Source organism: Streptococcus cuniculipharyngis, assembly GCF_007859195.1.
GTDB lineage: Bacteria > Bacillota > Bacilli > Lactobacillales > Streptococcaceae > Streptococcus > Streptococcus cuniculipharyngis.
This window is the reverse complement of record NZ_VOHL01000002.1, coordinates 158,802-175,284: the sequence shown is the minus strand read 5'-3', so window position 1 is coordinate 175,284 and position 16,483 is coordinate 158,802. Positions and strand designations below refer to the sequence as shown.

Annotated in this window: 17 protein-coding genes; 15 read left to right on the top strand and 2 right to left on the bottom strand. The window is 43.4% G+C overall.

Translation table 11 applies throughout. The features are described 5' to 3' along the window. Positions 1-5: 5 nt before the first annotated feature. From FRX57_RS04305 to greA, 11 genes are all read left to right on the top strand, one after another. Positions 6-539, top strand: coding sequence for a DUF177 domain-containing protein (locus tag FRX57_RS04305; protein ID WP_146567056.1), 534 nt, complete (start codon positions 6-8; stop codon positions 537-539). Positions 540-627: 88 nt separating this feature from the next. Continuing rightward, the gene (gene nrdR, locus FRX57_RS04300) at positions 628-1,116 is read left to right on the top strand and encodes a transcriptional regulator NrdR (protein WP_146567053.1); all 489 of its coding nucleotides are present in this window, start codon (positions 628-630) and stop codon (positions 1,114-1,116) included. Next, a complete protein-coding gene (locus tag FRX57_RS04295) occupies positions 1,106-2,263 on the top strand; it encodes a replication initiation and membrane attachment family protein (RefSeq protein ID WP_146567051.1) in 1,158 nt (385 codons plus the stop codon). Before nrdR ends, FRX57_RS04295 begins: the two co-directional genes overlap by 11 nt. Further along, entirely contained in the window at positions 2,264-3,166 is a 903-nt protein-coding gene (gene dnaI / locus FRX57_RS04290) for a primosomal protein DnaI (RefSeq protein ID WP_146567049.1), read from the top strand. It abuts the gene before it with no gap. A 36-nt stretch (positions 3,167-3,202) separates the two neighbouring features. Further along, positions 3,203-4,513, top strand: coding sequence for a ribosome biogenesis GTPase Der (der, locus tag FRX57_RS04285; RefSeq protein ID WP_146567047.1), 1,311 nt, complete (start codon positions 3,203-3,205; stop codon positions 4,511-4,513). 87 nt (positions 4,514-4,600) lie between these two features. Further along, positions 4,601-7,681: a pilus expression-regulating Snf2 family helicase gene (locus FRX57_RS04280; protein ID WP_146567044.1), complete on the top strand. Its 3,081-nt coding sequence runs from the start codon at positions 4,601-4,603 to the stop codon at positions 7,679-7,681. A gap of 118 nt (positions 7,682-7,799) precedes the next feature. Next, complete coding sequence (gene zapJ, locus FRX57_RS04275) at positions 7,800-8,423, top strand: divisome accessory protein ZapJ (RefSeq protein WP_146567042.1); 624 nt, start codon at positions 7,800-7,802, stop codon at positions 8,421-8,423. An 8-nt stretch (positions 8,424-8,431) separates the two neighbouring features. Continuing rightward, complete coding sequence (gene murC, locus FRX57_RS04270) at positions 8,432-9,763, top strand: UDP-N-acetylmuramate--L-alanine ligase (RefSeq protein ID WP_146567040.1); 1,332 nt, start codon at positions 8,432-8,434, stop codon at positions 9,761-9,763. A gap of 12 nt (positions 9,764-9,775) precedes the next feature. Further along, complete coding sequence (locus tag FRX57_RS04265; RefSeq protein WP_342782202.1) at positions 9,776-10,276, top strand: GNAT family N-acetyltransferase; 501 nt, start codon at positions 9,776-9,778, stop codon at positions 10,274-10,276. A gap of 116 nt (positions 10,277-10,392) precedes the next feature. Next, positions 10,393-12,111, top strand: a complete 1,719-nt coding sequence (gene mltG / locus FRX57_RS04260; protein ID WP_146567038.1) for an endolytic transglycosylase MltG — start codon at positions 10,393-10,395, stop codon at positions 12,109-12,111. 80 nt (positions 12,112-12,191) lie between these two features. Next, entirely contained in the window at positions 12,192-12,674 is a 483-nt protein-coding gene (gene greA / locus FRX57_RS04255; RefSeq protein WP_146567036.1) for a transcription elongation factor GreA, read from the top strand. Between the two features lie 93 nt (positions 12,675-12,767). On the opposite strand, the gene yidC is transcribed toward greA, so the two are convergent. Further along, the gene (gene yidC / locus FRX57_RS04250) at positions 12,768-13,694 is read right to left on the bottom strand and encodes a membrane protein insertase YidC (RefSeq protein WP_146567034.1); all 927 of its coding nucleotides are present in this window, start codon (positions 13,692-13,694) and stop codon (positions 12,768-12,770) included. 78 nt (positions 13,695-13,772) lie between these two features. Further along, on the bottom strand, positions 13,773-14,051 hold the full coding sequence (locus FRX57_RS04245) for an acylphosphatase (protein WP_146567032.1): 279 nt from the start codon (positions 14,049-14,051) through the stop codon (positions 13,773-13,775). A 73-nt stretch (positions 14,052-14,124) separates the two neighbouring features. Here FRX57_RS04245 and FRX57_RS04240 point away from each other — a divergent pair, with 73 nt between their 5' ends. The 4 genes from FRX57_RS04240 to FRX57_RS04225 all read left to right on the top strand — a co-directional run bounded on the left by FRX57_RS04240 (position 14,125) and on the right by FRX57_RS04225 (position 16,475). Beyond that, complete coding sequence (locus tag FRX57_RS04240) at positions 14,125-14,868, top strand: TrmH family RNA methyltransferase (RefSeq protein ID WP_146567030.1); 744 nt, start codon at positions 14,125-14,127, stop codon at positions 14,866-14,868. 38 nt (positions 14,869-14,906) lie between these two features. Continuing rightward, positions 14,907-15,404 (top strand): HD domain-containing protein, encoded by a 498-nt coding sequence (locus FRX57_RS04235; protein ID WP_146567028.1) that lies wholly within the window; start codon positions 14,907-14,909, stop codon positions 15,402-15,404. A 9-nt stretch (positions 15,405-15,413) separates the two neighbouring features. Next, a complete protein-coding gene (locus FRX57_RS04230) occupies positions 15,414-16,100 on the top strand; it encodes a Bax inhibitor-1/YccA family protein (protein ID WP_146567026.1) in 687 nt (228 codons plus the stop codon). A gap of 129 nt (positions 16,101-16,229) precedes the next feature. Beyond that, the gene (locus FRX57_RS04225; protein WP_146567024.1) at positions 16,230-16,475 is read left to right on the top strand and encodes a YneF family protein; all 246 of its coding nucleotides are present in this window, start codon (positions 16,230-16,232) and stop codon (positions 16,473-16,475) included. Positions 16,476-16,483: the final 8 nt, after the last annotated feature.

The window sequence follows — 16,483 nt, the reverse complement described above, 5'->3', positions numbered from 1 at the left end:
AAAAGATGTTTTACCTGAGTGAAGTGAAAAAAAATCCAGATGGTTTGAGTTTTGAAAAGAGCTTGGACGTGACAGCCAGTTTGCAGGAGCGTCAGCCCGATGTTCTGGCGGTGCGTGACCTTTTGGTCAAGGGGCAGGTGTCTTATGAGGATGGCTTGTATCATCTGGTCTATGACTTGTCCTATGTCATTACCCTGCCGTCTAGCCGTTCGTTGGAGCCGGTTGACTTGGCTGAACAGTTGACCGTTGATGAGGTTTTCATTGAGGGCAGTCAGGCTATGACCAAACAGGACTTGGTTGAGGAAAATCTGGTCTTGATTGTGGAAGGGGATAGTCTTGATTTAACGGAAAGCGTCATTGACAATATCCTCTTAAACATTCCCCTCAAGGTGCTGACAGCAGAAGAAAGTCAGGCCAGTGATTTGCCGTCTGGCAGTGATTGGGCGGTCTTGACCGAGGACCAGTATCAAAACCTGAAAGAGCAGGAAAAAGAGGCGAATAATCCTTTTGCTGCCCTAGACGGGCTCTTTGACGAGTAGAATTTTTGGAAGGCTCTGCCCTTCCTTTTATAATTGGTAAAAATATGGTAGAATAGAGAGAAAATCAAAGAGCGATTGGAGTGAGAAAATGCGTTGTCCCAAATGTCAAGGAAATAAGTCCAGTGTTGTTGATAGTCGTCAGGCTGAAGACGGTCATACCATTCGTCGCCGTCGTGTCTGCGATGATTGTCAGGCCCGCTTTACCACCTTTGAACGTGTGGAAGAGTTGCCACTCTTGGTCATCAAAAAGGATGGCACTAGGGAGCAATTTTCTCGCGACAAGATTTTGAATGGCATTATCCAGAGTGCCCAAAAACGGCCAGTGTCAAGCAGCGACATCGAGAAAGCCATCAATCGGATTGAGCGGAAGATTCGGACAGATTATGACAGTGAGGTGGCCAGTGAGGTGATTGGTAATTTGGTCATGGATGAATTGGCGGAGCTAGATGAAATTACTTATGTGCGTTTTGCCAGTGTCTATCGGAGTTTTAAGGATGTTGATGAAATTGAAGCCCTGCTTCGTCAGATTACTAGCCGAGTGCGTGGAAAAAGAAGTCAGGTAAATCATGAAAGCTAGTGATACCTTTTCTTACCTTAAAAATAATTATTTGACCATTGATAGTCAGAGTTTGGTGCGGGCTTATTTACCTTTGATGGGGAGTGAAGCCTTCATGCTCTACCATTATTTTGTGACCTTTTTCGATAATGGAAAAGGGACCCACCAGTTTAGCCAGATTTTGAATCACTTGCAGGTTGGCATGCAGAAGTTTCAGGAAGCCTTGGCCTTGTTGACAGCCCTAGATTTGGTTGTTTTTTATCATGATGGATCAACCTATAAATTTTGGTTGAAGCAGCCCCTGCCCCTAGATGATTTCTTTGCTAATGGTGTTTTAGCCACGCTCTTGGAAAAGCGGGTTGGTCATTCTGCCCTACTGGCCTTAACTCCGCAACCGCCCAAAGATTTGGTTGATTTGTCTAAAACGTTTTCGGAGGTTTTCTCAGATAGTGGTGAGATTGAGTATCGACCGGTTAAATCCAAACTGGCTTTTGATTTAAAGCATTTCAAAGAGCAAATGCAAAAGGATGGGCTTCAATTTGCCAATGAGCAGGAGGATGTCTTAGCCATCTACAATTTGTCAGAGCGGTTTCATTTAACCTGGTTTTCAGCCTACCAATTAGCCAAGGAGACTGCCCATAACCGGTTTATTATGCCCAAGCGGATGTTGGCCAAGAAAGAAAATGAGCAGAAACAATCTTCTAACAACTTAGCCAAGGGAGAGAAAAAGATTCTTGAAGTAGCTCAGTCCAACACGCCCGAGATGCTATTAAGTAAGTTGAAAAAACAGCGTCAGGCAGAGGTCGTGTCTAGCGAACGTGATTTATTGAACCAGCTAGCGGCTAAGCAGCTGTTAGATGAGGTTATTAATGTGGTCATGATTTATAGTTTTGAGCGGTCCCAATCAGCCAACCTCAATCAAAATCATGTCAAGAAGATTGTCAATGAGCTGGTCTATAAGGGCATTACTCGAGCAGAGGATGCGTTGATTTATTTGCGTTTTTCAGCTTATCCAAGTAACCAGAAAAAGCCAAAGTCAGCTGCTCGAGAAAAAAGCATACCTGATTGGAGCAATCCAGATTATAAAAATCAAACTAGCCAAAAGGAAAAGGAAGAGTTGGAAGCTTATAAACGGAAGCGTCTGGCAGAATTGAGAGGGGAGGACTAGATGGAAAGAGTAGGACAGACCTTGGGTCAGGGGCGACTGACCAGTCACTTGTCAACAGAAGAGATTATTCAGAAAATCTTAGCGGATAGTGATGTGGCGACCTTTATTGCCAAGGAAGGCTTGGACCAGCTAGCGATTAAGCGGAGCTTACCTAAGTTTAACCAGTATCTGATTGAACGAGAAAAATTCTTGACCCAAGACCAGACCTATTTAGCCAAGGGCTATCAGCCCATCTTGGCCATGAATGAGGGCTATGCGGATGTGTCTTATTTGGAGACGGCAGAGCTCAAATATCGGCAACAGGAACGTGATGTTCTGTCACGGATTCGGTTGCTAAATCTGCCCAAGAGTTATCGTCAGGTCACTATTGAGGATATTGCCTTGGACGACCTTAAACGGATACCTGTTTTTGATGCCTTGGTTGATTTTGTCAATCATTATCCTCAGGGCCAGTCTAAGGGGATTTACCTTTATGGTGATATGGGGTTAGGCAAGTCCTTTATGATGGCGGCTTTTGCCCATGAATTGTCGAAAAAAAAGGAAGTGTCAACCACCTTGGTTCATTTTCCCAGCTTTGCCATTGACATTAAACAAGCCATTAAAACGGGAGAGGTCAAGGAAGAAATTGACCGCCTGAAGCTAGCTCCAGTTCTTGTTTTGGATGATATTGGAGCAGAGCAAACCAGTTCATGGTTGCGCGATGAGGTTTTGCAGGTCATTTTGCAGTATCGGATGCAGGAAGAATTGCCGACCTTTTTCACCTCTAATTATAGTTTGGCAGATTTGGAAAAGAAAATGGCCCAGGTCAAAGATAATGATGAGGCTTGGCCAGCCAAGCGGGTCATGGAACGGATTCGCTATTTGGCCCGCGAAATCCATCTAGTCGGCGAAAATCGTCGTTAATTGAAATCAAGACAAATAGAAAGCAGAGAAAGAATTATGGCTTTACCAACAGTTGCCATCGTGGGACGTCCCAACGTTGGCAAATCAACCTTATTTAATCGTGTGGCGGGTGAACGCATTTCCATTGTTGAAGATGTGGAAGGGGTCACTCGCGACCGCATTTACACGACGGCAGAATGGCTCAACCGTCAATTTTCTATCATTGATACAGGGGGAATTGACGATGTGGACGCTCCCTTTATGGAGCAAATCAAGCACCAGGCTGATATTGCCATGACCGAGGCTGATGTCATCGTTTTTGTCGTTTCGGCCAAGGAGGGCGTGACAGACGCAGATGAATACGTGGCAAAAATCCTTTATCGGACCAATAAACCAGTCATTCTAGCGGTCAACAAGGTGGACAATCCCGAGATGCGTAATGACATTTATGATTTTTATTCGCTGGGCTTGGGTGACCCTTACCCAGTGTCATCTGTCCATGGGATTGGGACAGGTGATGTCCTAGATGCCATTGTCAGCCACCTGCCAGCGGAACAGGAAGAGGAAAATCCTGATGTCATCAGGTTTAGCTTGATTGGTCGCCCTAATGTCGGTAAATCCAGTCTGATCAATGCTATTTTGGGTGAGGATCGTGTCATTGCCAGTCCGATTGCAGGAACTACCCGTGATGCCATTGATACCAGCTTTACAGACAACGAGGGTCAGGAGTATGTCATGATTGACACGGCTGGTATGCGTAAGTCTGGTAAGGTTTATGAAAATACCGAAAAATACTCAGTCATGCGGTCTATGCGGGCCATTGACCGGTCTGATGTGGTGCTGATGGTTATCAATGCTGAAGAAGGGATTCGCGAGTATGACAAACGGATTGCCGGCTTTGCCCATGAGGCTGGTAAGGGCATTATCATCGTGGTTAATAAGTGGGATACCTTAGAAAAAGACAACCACACGGTTAGCCAGTGGGAGGCGGATATTCGTGATAATTTCCAATATATCTCCTATGCCCCAATTATTTTTGTGTCGGCCGTGACCAAGCAACGCCTGCACAAGTTGCCAGACATGATCAAAACCATTAGTCAAAATCAGAATCTCCGTATCCCATCGGCTGTCCTTAATGATGTGATTATGGATGCTATTGCCATCAACCCAACACCGACAGATAAGGGCAAACGCTTGAAAATCTTTTATGCCACCCAGGTTGCGGTCAAACCACCAACCTTTGTGATTTTTGTTAATGAAGAAGAGCTCATGCACTTTTCTTACCTGCGTTTCTTAGAAAACCAAATCCGTCAGGCCTTTGTCTTTGAGGGAACACCAATCCATCTCATTGCCAGAAAACGGAAATAATAGACCGATAAGTGGGGTAAACTCCACTTATTTTTTGTTTTTTTGGAAAATTTTGTTATAATTTAACTAATAAAAAGGAGTGAGAGCATGGGAAGAATGATTCCTGGACGGGTGCGTAATGAAGGCATAGCCCTATACGACCAAGGTCTAGTTATTTTTTTGGATGAAAAAGATGAGCTAATTGAAGCCCAAGTAGCAGGAATCGCTATTTGTTATTCCTTTAATGACCACTTGGTACATTGTGCCTGTCAATCATTTGCGGAAAAAGATTACTGTGTCCACCTGGCGGCAGTGGAGCATGCTCTCAACAAGGACAATCGTTTTAAAAACCGACAAGCTATGGCTGCCCAATCAAACCTTAAGGCGGAGCGGACCAAGTCTTTTGGTAGCCTATTTTTAGAAGGCTTAGCCAGTAATCAAGATCGGACAACCACGTATCGCCTGTCTGTTCAGGGACAGTTTAGCCCCTATGCGAGTGATATTTGGTGGACCCTAAAAATCAATCGTCTCCCCGATCAACGAACTTATATCATTCGTGACATTAGAGCTTTTTTGACGACGGTCAAAAAGGAAACAGGTTATCAGATCAATAAGCAGTATTTTGAACCTCTATCATTGTTAAAATTTGATCAGCCTAGTCAGGCACTTATTCGTTTTTTATGGCGTATGTTACCCAAGGGTAATCAAAGTATTACTGCTGTGTTTCTTCCCAACCAGGGGCGTCATCTTTCCTTGTTTGGTGGCTTTTTTGAGGAAGGCCTCGGCCTGTTTCAAAACTTACATGAATTTCGTTTTGAAGATGGAGAGACCCTCTATGAGAAACTGGAGTGTCGTGAGTTAAGTCCAGACCAACCACTTTATTCTTTTGATATTGTGGAAAAAGGTCAGCAGATTGAATTATTGATTTTGGAAAAAAGTCAGGAGCTCTTTTTTGATCATGATTACCTATGGTTTGAGGGGGTGTTTTATCGGCTGACTGTCCAGCAATCTCGTTTGGTGGGAGCCTTGAGGAGTCTGCCATTAGAAGATGATGGTAGTCGTCGTCTTACTTTTAATTTGGAAGATAAGGCCCAATTAGCAGCCGTTTTACCAGAATTTCAACTTTTGGGGCAAGTAAATGCTCCTCTTGATTTTATGGTCAAAGATTTTGTTCCTCAGTTTGACGTGGATCTTTTAGCGGATGGTCGCCTGCTCCTGTCCCTGACCTTTGACTATGGTGAACATTTGGTTAGAAGTCGTCAAGACTTATCAGCTCTGCCCTACACTAGTCATTTTCAGCATGAGGAAGAGGTCTTTCAGACCTTGCTTGCTCATGGTTTTCAAGGGGATTTTCAGGCTCATCATGTACCATTGACTTCAAAAAACATCTATGATTTTTTTGCTAAAACTGTTCCGTCCTTGGAGGCGCTAGGAACGGTAAGACTGTCCCAAGACATCTGGGCCTTACGGGCAGTGTCCCGACCGCAAGTATTGATTGACCATAGCGGTGGTCTATTGGAAGTCTCCTTTGACTTTTCTGGTATTGATGAAGCAGATGTTAGCCAAGCCATGACGGCTCTCTTTAATCATCAGGCCCATTTTATTAGCCAAGAGGGGCAGTTGATTCTGTTTGACCAAGAAACACAGGGCATTAGTGATACCCTGCATGGGCTAAAGCTATCATCGGCCAAAGATAACCGTTTTTTATTGGCGCCTCGCCAAGCCTATCAGTTGTCACAGGCGGTTCAGGGACTAGATTCGGTTCGTTTGTCTGAAGACTTTCAGCAACTGGCCTATGATTTGACCCATCCTGAAGCCTTTCAACTAGATCAGTTAGTGGTCAAGGCTGAGTTGAGAGATTATCAGCTGGTGGGTGTCCGCTGGTTTAATATGTTGGACCATTATGGCTTTGGGGGGATTTTAGCGGATGACATGGGGTTAGGTAAAACCTTACAGACCATCGCTTTCTTATCGTCAAAAGTAAATCCTGAATCCAAAGTGTTAATTCTAGCTCCCTCTAGCTTGATTTACAATTGGCAGGATGAATTTGTCAAATTTGCTCCCCAATTGGATGTCGTTGTTTCCTATGGCCAAAAGGCCGTCCGAGATCAATGTATCGCAGAAAATCATCAAGTGACCATTACCAGCTATGCCTCCTTCCGTCAGGATTTTGAAGCTTATCGGGCCCATAACTTTGATTACCTCATCTTAGACGAGGCTCAGGTGATGAAGAATAATCAAACCAAAATTGCCCAGCATTTGCGACAGTTCCCCGCCAAGCGTTGTTTTGCTTTGTCAGGAACTCCTATTGAAAACAAGTTACAGGAAATCTGGTCGATTTTTCAAATTGTCTTGCCAGGTCTCCTTCCTAGCCTACCCAAGTTTGTCAAAATGCCTCCAAGTTTGGTGGCAAGATATATTGGTCCTTTTGTCATGCGCCGGAAAAAAGAAGATGTGTTGCCGGAATTACCAGACTTGATGGAAATAGTTTATCATAATGAACTGGTTGATGAGCAAAAGGCGATTTATTTGGCCCAGTTACGCCAAATGCAAGAGCGAGTCAGAGAAACCTCCGCGCAGGATTTTCAATCGCAAAAGATGGAAATTCTGTCGGGTATTATGCGCTTGCGTCAAATTTGTGACACTCCCGCCCTCTTTATGCCTTATCAAGGAAGTAGTGGTAAATTAGAAAGCTTGCGTCAGCTCTTGACGCAACTACGAGAAAGTGGGCATCGTGCCTTGATTTTTTCTCAGTTTAGGGGGATGCTAGACCTAATCGAACTGGAGTTAGGGCAACAAGGCCTAACCAGTTATAAGATAACCGGTTCAACGCCAGCTTCTCTACGTCAAGAGATGACTCGCTCCTTTAATGAGGGGCAAGGGGACTTTTTCTTAATTTCCCTCAAGGCAGGAGGGGTCGGTTTGAATTTAACAGGGGCAGATACAGTTGTCTTGATTGACTTATGGTGGAACCCTGCGGTGGAAATGCAAGCCATTGGTCGTGCCCATCGCTTAGGACAAAAACGGAATGTCGAAGTCTATCGCCTGATTACTCGTGGCACCATTGAGGAGAAGATTTTAGCCTTGCAAGAGAATAAACGTCACTTAATTACAACGGTTTTAGATGGCAAAGAGAGTCGTTCTAATCTTAGTTTGGCAGAGGTGAGGCAAATTCTTGGCTTGGACTAATTGACACAGAAAGAGTCAGCAAAAGCTGGCTCTTTTTCAAAGGGTGTTTTCTAAAAAAGAAGTTTTGAAAAAAAAGAGAAATTAAGGTATAATAAACAAGCGTAGAAAGGAGGTTCCCATGGCAAAAGGAAGAAGACCGTTTCCCTTAGTGGCTGACAATGAGCCTGTGATGACACCAGCTCCCGTCATGCACCTGTACGATAAGGAAGATTTGATTAGCAATATCTCAGGAGTTTATCAAGAAAAAACTTATGCAGATAAAGTACCGGCCTATCAGCCCATTTCGCAAATGACAGGGTCAGATGAGCTAACTGTTTCAGCCAAGCCAGCTCCTGCTCCTGTAACAACTAAATCCTACGCTCAGGAAATGCGGGAAGCAGCCAAGCAAGATTTGAAGCAGAAAAGACAGACTTTTTTGGCCCAGGAAATGAAAATTCCGGCTAAACCTAGCTTTCAGAGGGAACCGACTAAACCGGTACCTTCGGACAAGAGAGACAAGCCAAAGGTTATTAGCCCCCTAGCCAGGTTGGCTAATCACCTTAGGCAAGAGGAGTATATCTTGGCTGAGCTACCGCGCCTTTATCAGGAACCAAACAACCTTTCTATCAAGGAGAAACCTAAAAAAAATAACTATGATTTCTTAAAACGAAGTCAAATTTACAATCAAACAGAACATCAGCTTCAAAAAGAACGTCAAGTGGCGCAAGAATTAAATTTGACGCGTTTTGAAGACATGAAGTAGGAGACAAGATGACAAAGATTTATCATTTTATTGGAATTAAAGGTGCAGGTATGAGCGCCTTAGCGTTGATGTTGCACCAAATGGGGCATAAGGTACAAGGAAGTGACGTTGATAAGTACTACTTTACACAGTACGGTTTGGAGCAAGCAGGGGTAGCCATCCTACCATTTGATTCAAATAATATCCAGGCGGACATGGAAATTATTGCAGGGAATGCCTTTCGTGAAGATAATAATGTTGAAGTGGCCTATGCAGTTCAGCAAGGAATACCTTTCAAGCGTTACCATGAATTTTTAGGGGAGTTCATGCGCCAATTTACCAGTCTAGGTGTGGCGGGGGCCCATGGTAAGACGTCGACAACCGGCCTTTTATCACACGTCTTGAAAAATATCACTGACACTTCTTATCTGATTGGTGATGGAACAGGACGTGGCTCAGCCAAAAGTGAGTATTTTGTGTTTGAATCTGACGAATACGAGCGTCATTTTGCACCCTATCATCCAGAGTACAGCATTATCACCAATATTGACTTTGACCATCCAGATTATTTCACTAGTCTTGATGATGTCTTCAATGCTTTTAATGACTATGCCAAGCAGATTACCAAAGGGTTGTTTGTCTTTGGTGGGGATCCCCTATTGCGCCAGTTAGAAGCTACGGCGCCAATCTACTATTATGGCTTTGACCAAGATTGTGATTTTATTGCCTATGATGTGGTCCGTACAACCAATGGATCTGATTTCAAGGTGCGCTATGGACAGGTGGAGTTGGGGAGTTTCCATGTTCCTGCCTTTGGTCGTCACAATGTGTTAAATGCCACAGCAGTTATCGGCAATCTCCATATTGCAGGTTTTGAGATGAGCTTGGTAGCAGAGCACTTAAAAACATTTTCAGGTGTTAAACGTCGCTTTACGGAAAAAATTGTTGATGGAACCATCATCATCGATGATTTTGCCCACCATCCAACTGAAATCATCGCAACCCTAGATGCAGCCCGTCAGAAATATCCAGCTAAACAGGTGGTAGCAATTTTCCAACCCCATACCTTTACTCGGACTATTGCCCTGCTAGATGATTTTGCTCAAGCCTTGAATGAAGCTGATTATGTTTATTTAGCGCAGATTTATGGCTCAGCCCGTGAGGTGGATAATGGCCAGGTCAAGATTGAAGATTTGGCGGCGAATATTGCCAAACCAGTCCAGGTCATCAGCGTGGACAATGTTTCTCCCCTATTAGACCATGATAATGCGGTCTATGTTTTTATGGGAGCTGGCGATATCCAAACCTATGAATACGCTTTTGAAAGCTTGGTTGCCAGTCTGGCTAGTAGTAATCAATAGGGTTTGAGGAAAATGATGCAAATTAGGCATGTTAAGCCAGAAGATTTAGCTCGTTTGATGGTTCTTGAACGTGAAAACTTTCTGCCAGCAGAGGCTATTTCGGAAGCTGCGATGAGAGAACAGATTGCTCATATCAGCGACAGTTTTCTGGTGGCTGACATTGATCAACAAGTGGTTGGCTATATTACTGCCCATGTGCGCCAAGAGAAGTACCTTGTTGATGATGTTTTTATGGGAGCTGTTCCCAATCAAGGTCAGGGAGGCTTCCTTATCATCAGCGCCTTGTCAGTTGCTAAGAGTCATCAGGGTCAGGGCATTGGAAGCACCTTATTGGCGGCAGTCAAGGATTTGGCAGTGGTCCAAAATCGTCGTGGTCTCAGTTTGACCTGCCATGACTACCTCATCAAGTATTATGAGATGAATGGCTTTGTGGATGAAGGGGAATCAGCCTCTCAACTGGCAGCTTGTCAGTGGTTTAATCTGGTTTGGTATAATCCCCAATATCAAGATTAATAATTATTACGACAAGATAACATTTAACTGAAAAGTAACCGAAAATAGAGTGAAGTCTTGATTTTATCACGTTTTTAGGTTATAATGGCGTTTGATAAAGATGGGAGGTTGAGAATTTGACTGACACGAATAAGCCAAAGACTCCGACAGGCCAGTCTTTTAAGGAGCAGATTTTAGCAGAATTGGAAGAGGCCAATAGACTAAGAAAACTTCGAGAAGAAGAATTATATCAAAAAAAATTAGAAGCAGAGGCAGCTGCTAAACGAACAGCAGAATTGTTGGCCGAGTATGAAGAACAACGTCGTTTAGAAGAACAACGAGTGACTGAAGAGCGAGTGAAACTGGAACGTCAAGTCCAGTCTGCCTTAGATGACATTCGAGTAGAAAAATTAGCGGTGAATACCAAGGAGCTCAATGAGCAGGCCGCATATGTGACTCGCCCTCAAGAGCCTAGCTTAGAAGCAGAAGAGGTTGAATCCTTGAACCTGTCTCCTCAGGAGGAAACCGTTGAGCTGGTTCAGACACAGAATCTTTCGGACTTGGTTGGCTTGGCTGACCTGCCTGAAGAAGAACTGGCAGAAAGTCAGGTGGAATCAGGTTTAGAAATGGTTCCTGAGGAAGAGGACCTGGTAGATACTCAGGTACCTTTTGCCTCAGATTCTGTTTTGGAAGAAGAGGACCGGCCTGCTTATAGCAACAAGAAAGAAAAGACGGATAGTATTGCCAAGAAAATCTCTACAATCTTAATTTCTATTATTGTTATCTTGATGTTGGTGACCGCCTTCTTTGGTTATCGCTATGTCAAGGGAGCCCTTAATCCAGTAGATTCTACCTCGACAGAATATGTGCAGGTAGAAATTCCGGCCGGCTCTGGTAACAAGCTGATTGGTCAAATCCTTGAACAGGCTGGTGTCATCAAAAATGGCACAATCTTTAACTACTACACTAAATTCCGTAATTATACTAATTTCCAAAGTGGTTACTATAATTTCCAAAAAAATATGTCCTTGGATGATATTGCTGCGGAATTGCAAAAAGGAGGCACGGCTGAGCCGACACGTCCAGCCTTGGGTAAAGTGTTAGTCACAGAAGGTTATACGATTGACCAGATTTCTCAAGCAGTGACCAGCAATGCCAATACCAAGGATACGTCAGATAAAACACCGTTTAGTCGTGATGAATTTTTGAAATTGGTAGCTAACCAGACTTTCATCAACAAAATGGTTCAAAAATACCCAAATCTCTTATCGGGACTGCCATCAGCCAATGATGCCGTTTACCAGTTAGAGGGGTATCTTTTCCCAGCAACCTATAATTACTATGAAGAAACAACCCTAGAAGAGTTGGTTGAAGAAATGATTGCAACGATGGATGCCCAACTAGCGCCATATTACAATCAAATCGCAGCTTCTGGTAAGACCGTTAATGAAGTCTTGACCCTGGCATCTTTGGTTGAAAAAGAAGGGTCAACAGATGATGATCGTAAGATGATTGCTAGTGTCTTTAATAACCGTTTGCAACAAAATATGCCACTCCAAAGTAACATTGCTATCTTATATGCCATGGGTAAACTGGGACAAAAAACAACGCTAGCTGAAGATGCGGCCATCAATACAGAGATTAACTCCCCTTATAATATTTACCGTAACACAGGCTTGATGCCTGGTCCAGTGGATAGTCCAAGTCTGTCAGCGATTAAGGCAACGGTAGCTCCAGCTAATACGAATTTCTTGTATTTTGTTGCTGATGTTAAAACAGGAAATGTTTATTATGCAACCAGCTACGAAGAACATTCAGCCAATGTTGAAAAATACGTTAATAGTCAATTGAACTAATCTAAGCACTAAGCCAAGAGCCTGGAAATTTTCCTAGCTCTTTGGTTTTCAGAGAATCAAGAAAGAGGTTTCGAAAAATTATGGCAGAAAAAACCTATCAAATGACCCTAGCTGAGAAAGAGCAGTTAGAAAAAGAGTTAGAAGAACTGAAACTGGTTCGTCGTCCGGAAGTTGTTGAACGGATTAAAATTGCCCGTTCTTACGGAGATCTTTCTGAAAATAGCGAATACGATGCGGCCAAAGATGAACAAGCGTTTGTTGAGGATCAAATTTCCATGTTGGAAACTAAAATTCGCTATGCTGAAATTATTGACAGTGATGCCTTTGCCAAAGATGAAGTGGCTATCGGACGAACTGTTGAGGTCAAAGAGGTTGGCTCTGGCGATAAACACACCTATTCAATTGTCGGAGCGGCTAGTGTGGATATTTTCTCTGGTAAGATTTCTAACGAAAGCCCAATTGCTCAAGCCTTGATTGGTAAAAAAGTTGGTGACAAGGTCAGTATAAATGCACCTGTTGGGGCCTATCAGGTTGAAATCGTTCGTGTTAGCAAAACCAAATAAGTTAATAACAGAAGGTAGTTGTTTCTACCTTCTGTTGTTTTCCATATACAAAAAGCAAGAGCCTTTACGGCTCTTGCTTTTTGTACTGTCTAATTATTTTCGACGTTGCTTGCCGGCATTGCGGTTTGATGGTTTTCGAGCGCCAAGAGCTTCTTGGGCTTTTGGGGTAACATCCTTGCGTGTTTTCGAACTTTGGTAGGCCTTTGGTGGATTTTTTTCAAATTCCTCAGCAACTTTTTGACGCAGTCTTGGTCGTAAAATAGACATGGTAATCAATTGTTGTAGGATGGAGAAGATACCACCGACAAACCAATATAGGGTGACACCTGCTGGCATACTAAAGGACATCATCACCATCATGAGTGGGGTCATATACATCATGGTCTGCATTTGTTTGGCTTGTTCCGGAGACGCGTTCTGCATGCCCTGCATGGATAGCCAAGATTGAACATAGTAGAGAATCCCGACAATGATAACCAGCGGTAAATCTGGCTGGTCTAGTCTAAACCAGAGGAAGCTCTGCCCCGCAATCCCTTCAGTAAAGCGGGCGGCATAAAAGAGGGCTGAGAAGAAGGGAATTTGAATCAGAAGAGGCATGCAGCCAATTCCCCCCAACATACTGACCCCATTTTCACGCTGTGCAGCTAGGAGGGCTGTTTGCGCAGCTAGTTTTTCCTCTTGGCTACTTGCTGCTTGCATTTGCTTCTGCAGAGGCTCAAGAATAGGTTTGAGATAAGCCATCTTCTCAGACTGGTAGCTGGCTTTCCAACTTTGGTAAAGCCCTAGTGGTAAAATAACCAGCCGGACAATGATGGTGACCAGGATAATGGCGATACCAAAGCCAAGCCCCATGTCATTGGCGAAGTATTGGATGAATTTGCCCATGGGTTCAACAAGGAGTTTATAGACCCAGCCTTCTCCAGTGGGGACACCATTTTTTTGCTGGACACACCCTGCAAGAAGAAAAAGTAGGCTCAGGCCAAGCCCAGATAAGCGTAATTGTTTCTGTCTTTTTTTCACAATAATTTCCTCAAATTTTAAGATACCCCTTATTTTACCTTTTTTTTGTTAATTTCTCAATAGTTCTCAAGGATGAATTTAATAAATCACTTGAAAGTCGCTGAAATCTGAAAAATTAGCCATGGTGACGTCCAAATAGCTAACCTTAGACATAGGAGAAGGTCCCTTGCGAATGTCTTGGATAAATTTTGCTAATTTGGCAGAATTTTCGGATTGGACTAGAATTTCGACCGTTCCATCAGCATTATTCCATACTCGGCCATAAAGATCTTCTATGTCTAGGGCTAGATTGACAACGGCATAGCGAAAGCCAACTCCCTGAACGCGACCTGAGGCTAGTAGTCTTAGTTTTTTCATGGTGAAATCTCCCTTCTGAAGTCATGACTTCATTATATCATAGAATGGACCAGCTTTGTGGTATAATAAGGACATGATTACAATGACATCTAAAGCCAATCCATTAATAAAACAGACCAAAAAATTATTGCAGAAAAAACATCGTCAGTCCGCCTACTTGATTGAAGGTTGGCATTTATTTGAAGAGGCTTGTCGGGCAGAAGTGCCAATAACCCGTGTTTTTGTCCTGCCCGATTATTTGGAGCAATTGTCGACTTACCAGGGTCAGGTGGTCTGTGTCTCTGAACAGGTGCTGAAGGAACTATCTAGTTCTCAGACGCCTCAAGGGATTATAGCAGAATTGCCAATACCTGAGCAGACGTTTTTACAAAAGGTTCAAGGAAGATACCTGTTGTTGGAGGATGTGCAGGACCCGGGCAATGTAGGAACAATGATTCGGACAGCAGATGCTGCCGGTTTTGATGGGGTTTTCATTTCAGAGAAGACGGCGGATATTTATAATCCAAAGACGTTGCGTTCAATGCAGGGGAGCCATTTTCATCTCCCGATCTATCGGATGCCTACCTTGACTAGTCTTGATATGTTACAGGCCCAAGGGGTTACTTGTTTGGCTACGACCGTATCAAAGGATTCGGTAGACTATCGCTCAGTGGAGTTGCCTTCATCTTTTGCCCTGATTTTTGGTAATGAGGGTCAGGGAATTTCTCAGGAGGTTGCAGAAGTAGCCGACCAACTGGTTCATATTAGCATGCCAGGTCAGGCTGAAAGTTTAAATGTTGCAGTGGCAGCTGGTATTTTAATGTTTAGTTTTATTTAAGTTGATATGATATAATAATTCAACAGAGGTGAAATAAAATGAAACATTATGAACGAGATACTGAGTTTATGCAACATGTGGGGCATTTGATTCGTCACCCACGCTTTCAAAAGTTAATCCCTATTGTTCAACATCATCATTCTACCCGTTTTGAACATTCGATCAATGTGGCCTATACCAGCTATAAAATTGCTAAAAAATTTGGCTGGGATCATAAGAGCACGGCTCGGGGAGGCTTGTTGCATGACTTCTTTTATTATGATTGGCGAGAAACTAAATTTAATAAAAGTCATGCCTGGGTTCACCCGCGCATTGCTATCCGTAATGCCAGAAAATTAACCCAGTTGAACAAACGGGAAGAAGATATTATTTTAAAACATATGTGGGGGGCCACCATGGCTCCGCCACGTTACAAAGAGGCTTATATCGTAACCATGGTGGACAAATATTGGGCGGTCAAGGAGGCTTTGACGCCGCTCAGAAACTACTTGAAACAAGGCCCTTGGTCTAAGACCTCAAATAAGATGAAGATTTAGGAGTGAAAGATGAGTACAGCTGTTTATGACCGGTCTGAGGCGGGTTTGGCTAGCTTTTATGCTAAGGTTTATAGCTTGGTTGGAATGGGAATCGGCCTATCGGCTGCTGTTGCTGGTTTGATGCTTTATGTCTTTCCAGACAATATGCAGTTGATTTTAGTTAGCTACCCTTGGCTTTATTATGGGGCGATGGTTATTGAATTGGCCTTAGTTTTTGTGGCAGGCGGTGCAGCACGTCAGAATACTCCCATGGCCCTGCCTCTCTTTTTAGCTTATTCTGCTCTCAATGGTTTTACCTTGAGTTTTATCCTTAAAGCTTATGCTCAGACAACCGTCTTTCAAGCTTTAGTGTCATCGGCCTTGGTTTTCTTTGTGATGGCCATGATTGGACGGCGGACTCATAAGGATTTATCGGGTATGAAAAAAGCAATGATGGCTGCCTTAATTGGTGTTTTGCTAGCCAGTCTGGTTAATCTCTTTTTGTCAAGTAGCTTGATGTCCTACCTAATCAGTCTAGTGTCGGTCCTTGTTTTTTCGGGTTTGATTGCCTATGACAACCAACTCATTAAAGGTGTGTATGAGCAGACAGGTGGTCAGGTCACGGATGGGTGGGCTATCTCTCTGGCCCTGAGCCTTTACCTTGATTTTGTCAATCTTTTCCTCAGTCTGTTGCGCTTGTTAGGGCGGAGAGATTAAGATAGCGGAGCATTTCCCTTGTTGAAGCTTAGAGGAGAGGTTATTGGTTGGGCTACTGCATGCCGTAAATTTTGTCTTTTGGCTGGTTTTTTGGTATAATGAGTAGGTAAAAAAATGAGGAGAAGGAAGATGTCAACATTTCTTTGGATTGTAATTGTATTGCTTGCTTTTTTAGGTGGCCTTGTGGGAGGGACTTTTATTGCCCGTAAACAAATGGAAAAATATTTGGAAGAAAACCCACCATTGAACGAGGATGTTATTCGCACCATGATGAGTCAAATGGGACAAAAGCCAAGTGAAGCTAAGGTTCAACAGGTTGTTCGTCAAATGAACAAGCAACAAAAGGCGGCACGCGCTAAGGCCAAGAAAAAATAAATGTAACG

What these genes read in the sequence shown, in the direction of transcription:
- der (WP_146567047.1), top strand. Translation starts at nt 3,203, where the DNA reads ATGGCTTTACCAACAGTTGCCATCGTGGGACGTCCCAACGTTGGCAAA.
- FRX57_RS04280 (WP_146567044.1), top strand. Translation starts at nt 4,601, where the DNA reads ATGGGAAGAATGATTCCTGGACGGGTGCGTAATGAAGGCATAGCCCTA.
- FRX57_RS04305 (WP_146567056.1), top strand. Translation starts at nt 6, where the DNA reads ATGTTTTACCTGAGTGAAGTGAAAAAAAATCCAGATGGTTTGAGTTTT.
- FRX57_RS04225 (WP_146567024.1), top strand. Translation starts at nt 16,230, where the DNA reads ATGTCAACATTTCTTTGGATTGTAATTGTATTGCTTGCTTTTTTAGGT.
- FRX57_RS04230 (WP_146567026.1), top strand. Translation starts at nt 15,414, where the DNA reads ATGAGTACAGCTGTTTATGACCGGTCTGAGGCGGGTTTGGCTAGCTTT.
- FRX57_RS04240 (WP_146567030.1), top strand. Translation starts at nt 14,125, where the DNA reads ATGATTACAATGACATCTAAAGCCAATCCATTAATAAAACAGACCAAA.
- murC (WP_146567040.1), top strand. Translation starts at nt 8,432, where the DNA reads ATGACAAAGATTTATCATTTTATTGGAATTAAAGGTGCAGGTATGAGC.
- nrdR (WP_146567053.1), top strand. Translation starts at nt 628, where the DNA reads ATGCGTTGTCCCAAATGTCAAGGAAATAAGTCCAGTGTTGTTGATAGT.
- greA (WP_146567036.1), top strand. Translation starts at nt 12,192, where the DNA reads ATGGCAGAAAAAACCTATCAAATGACCCTAGCTGAGAAAGAGCAGTTA.
- FRX57_RS04245 (WP_146567032.1), bottom strand. Translation starts at nt 14,051, where the DNA reads ATGAAAAAACTAAGACTACTAGCCTCAGGTCGCGTTCAGGGAGTTGGC.
- FRX57_RS04265 (WP_342782202.1), top strand. Translation starts at nt 9,776, where the DNA reads ATGATGCAAATTAGGCATGTTAAGCCAGAAGATTTAGCTCGTTTGATG.
- dnaI (WP_146567049.1), top strand. Translation starts at nt 2,264, where the DNA reads ATGGAAAGAGTAGGACAGACCTTGGGTCAGGGGCGACTGACCAGTCAC.
- FRX57_RS04235 (WP_146567028.1), top strand. Translation starts at nt 14,907, where the DNA reads ATGAAACATTATGAACGAGATACTGAGTTTATGCAACATGTGGGGCAT.
- FRX57_RS04295 (WP_146567051.1), top strand. Translation starts at nt 1,106, where the DNA reads ATGAAAGCTAGTGATACCTTTTCTTACCTTAAAAATAATTATTTGACC.
- zapJ (WP_146567042.1), top strand. Translation starts at nt 7,800, where the DNA reads ATGGCAAAAGGAAGAAGACCGTTTCCCTTAGTGGCTGACAATGAGCCT.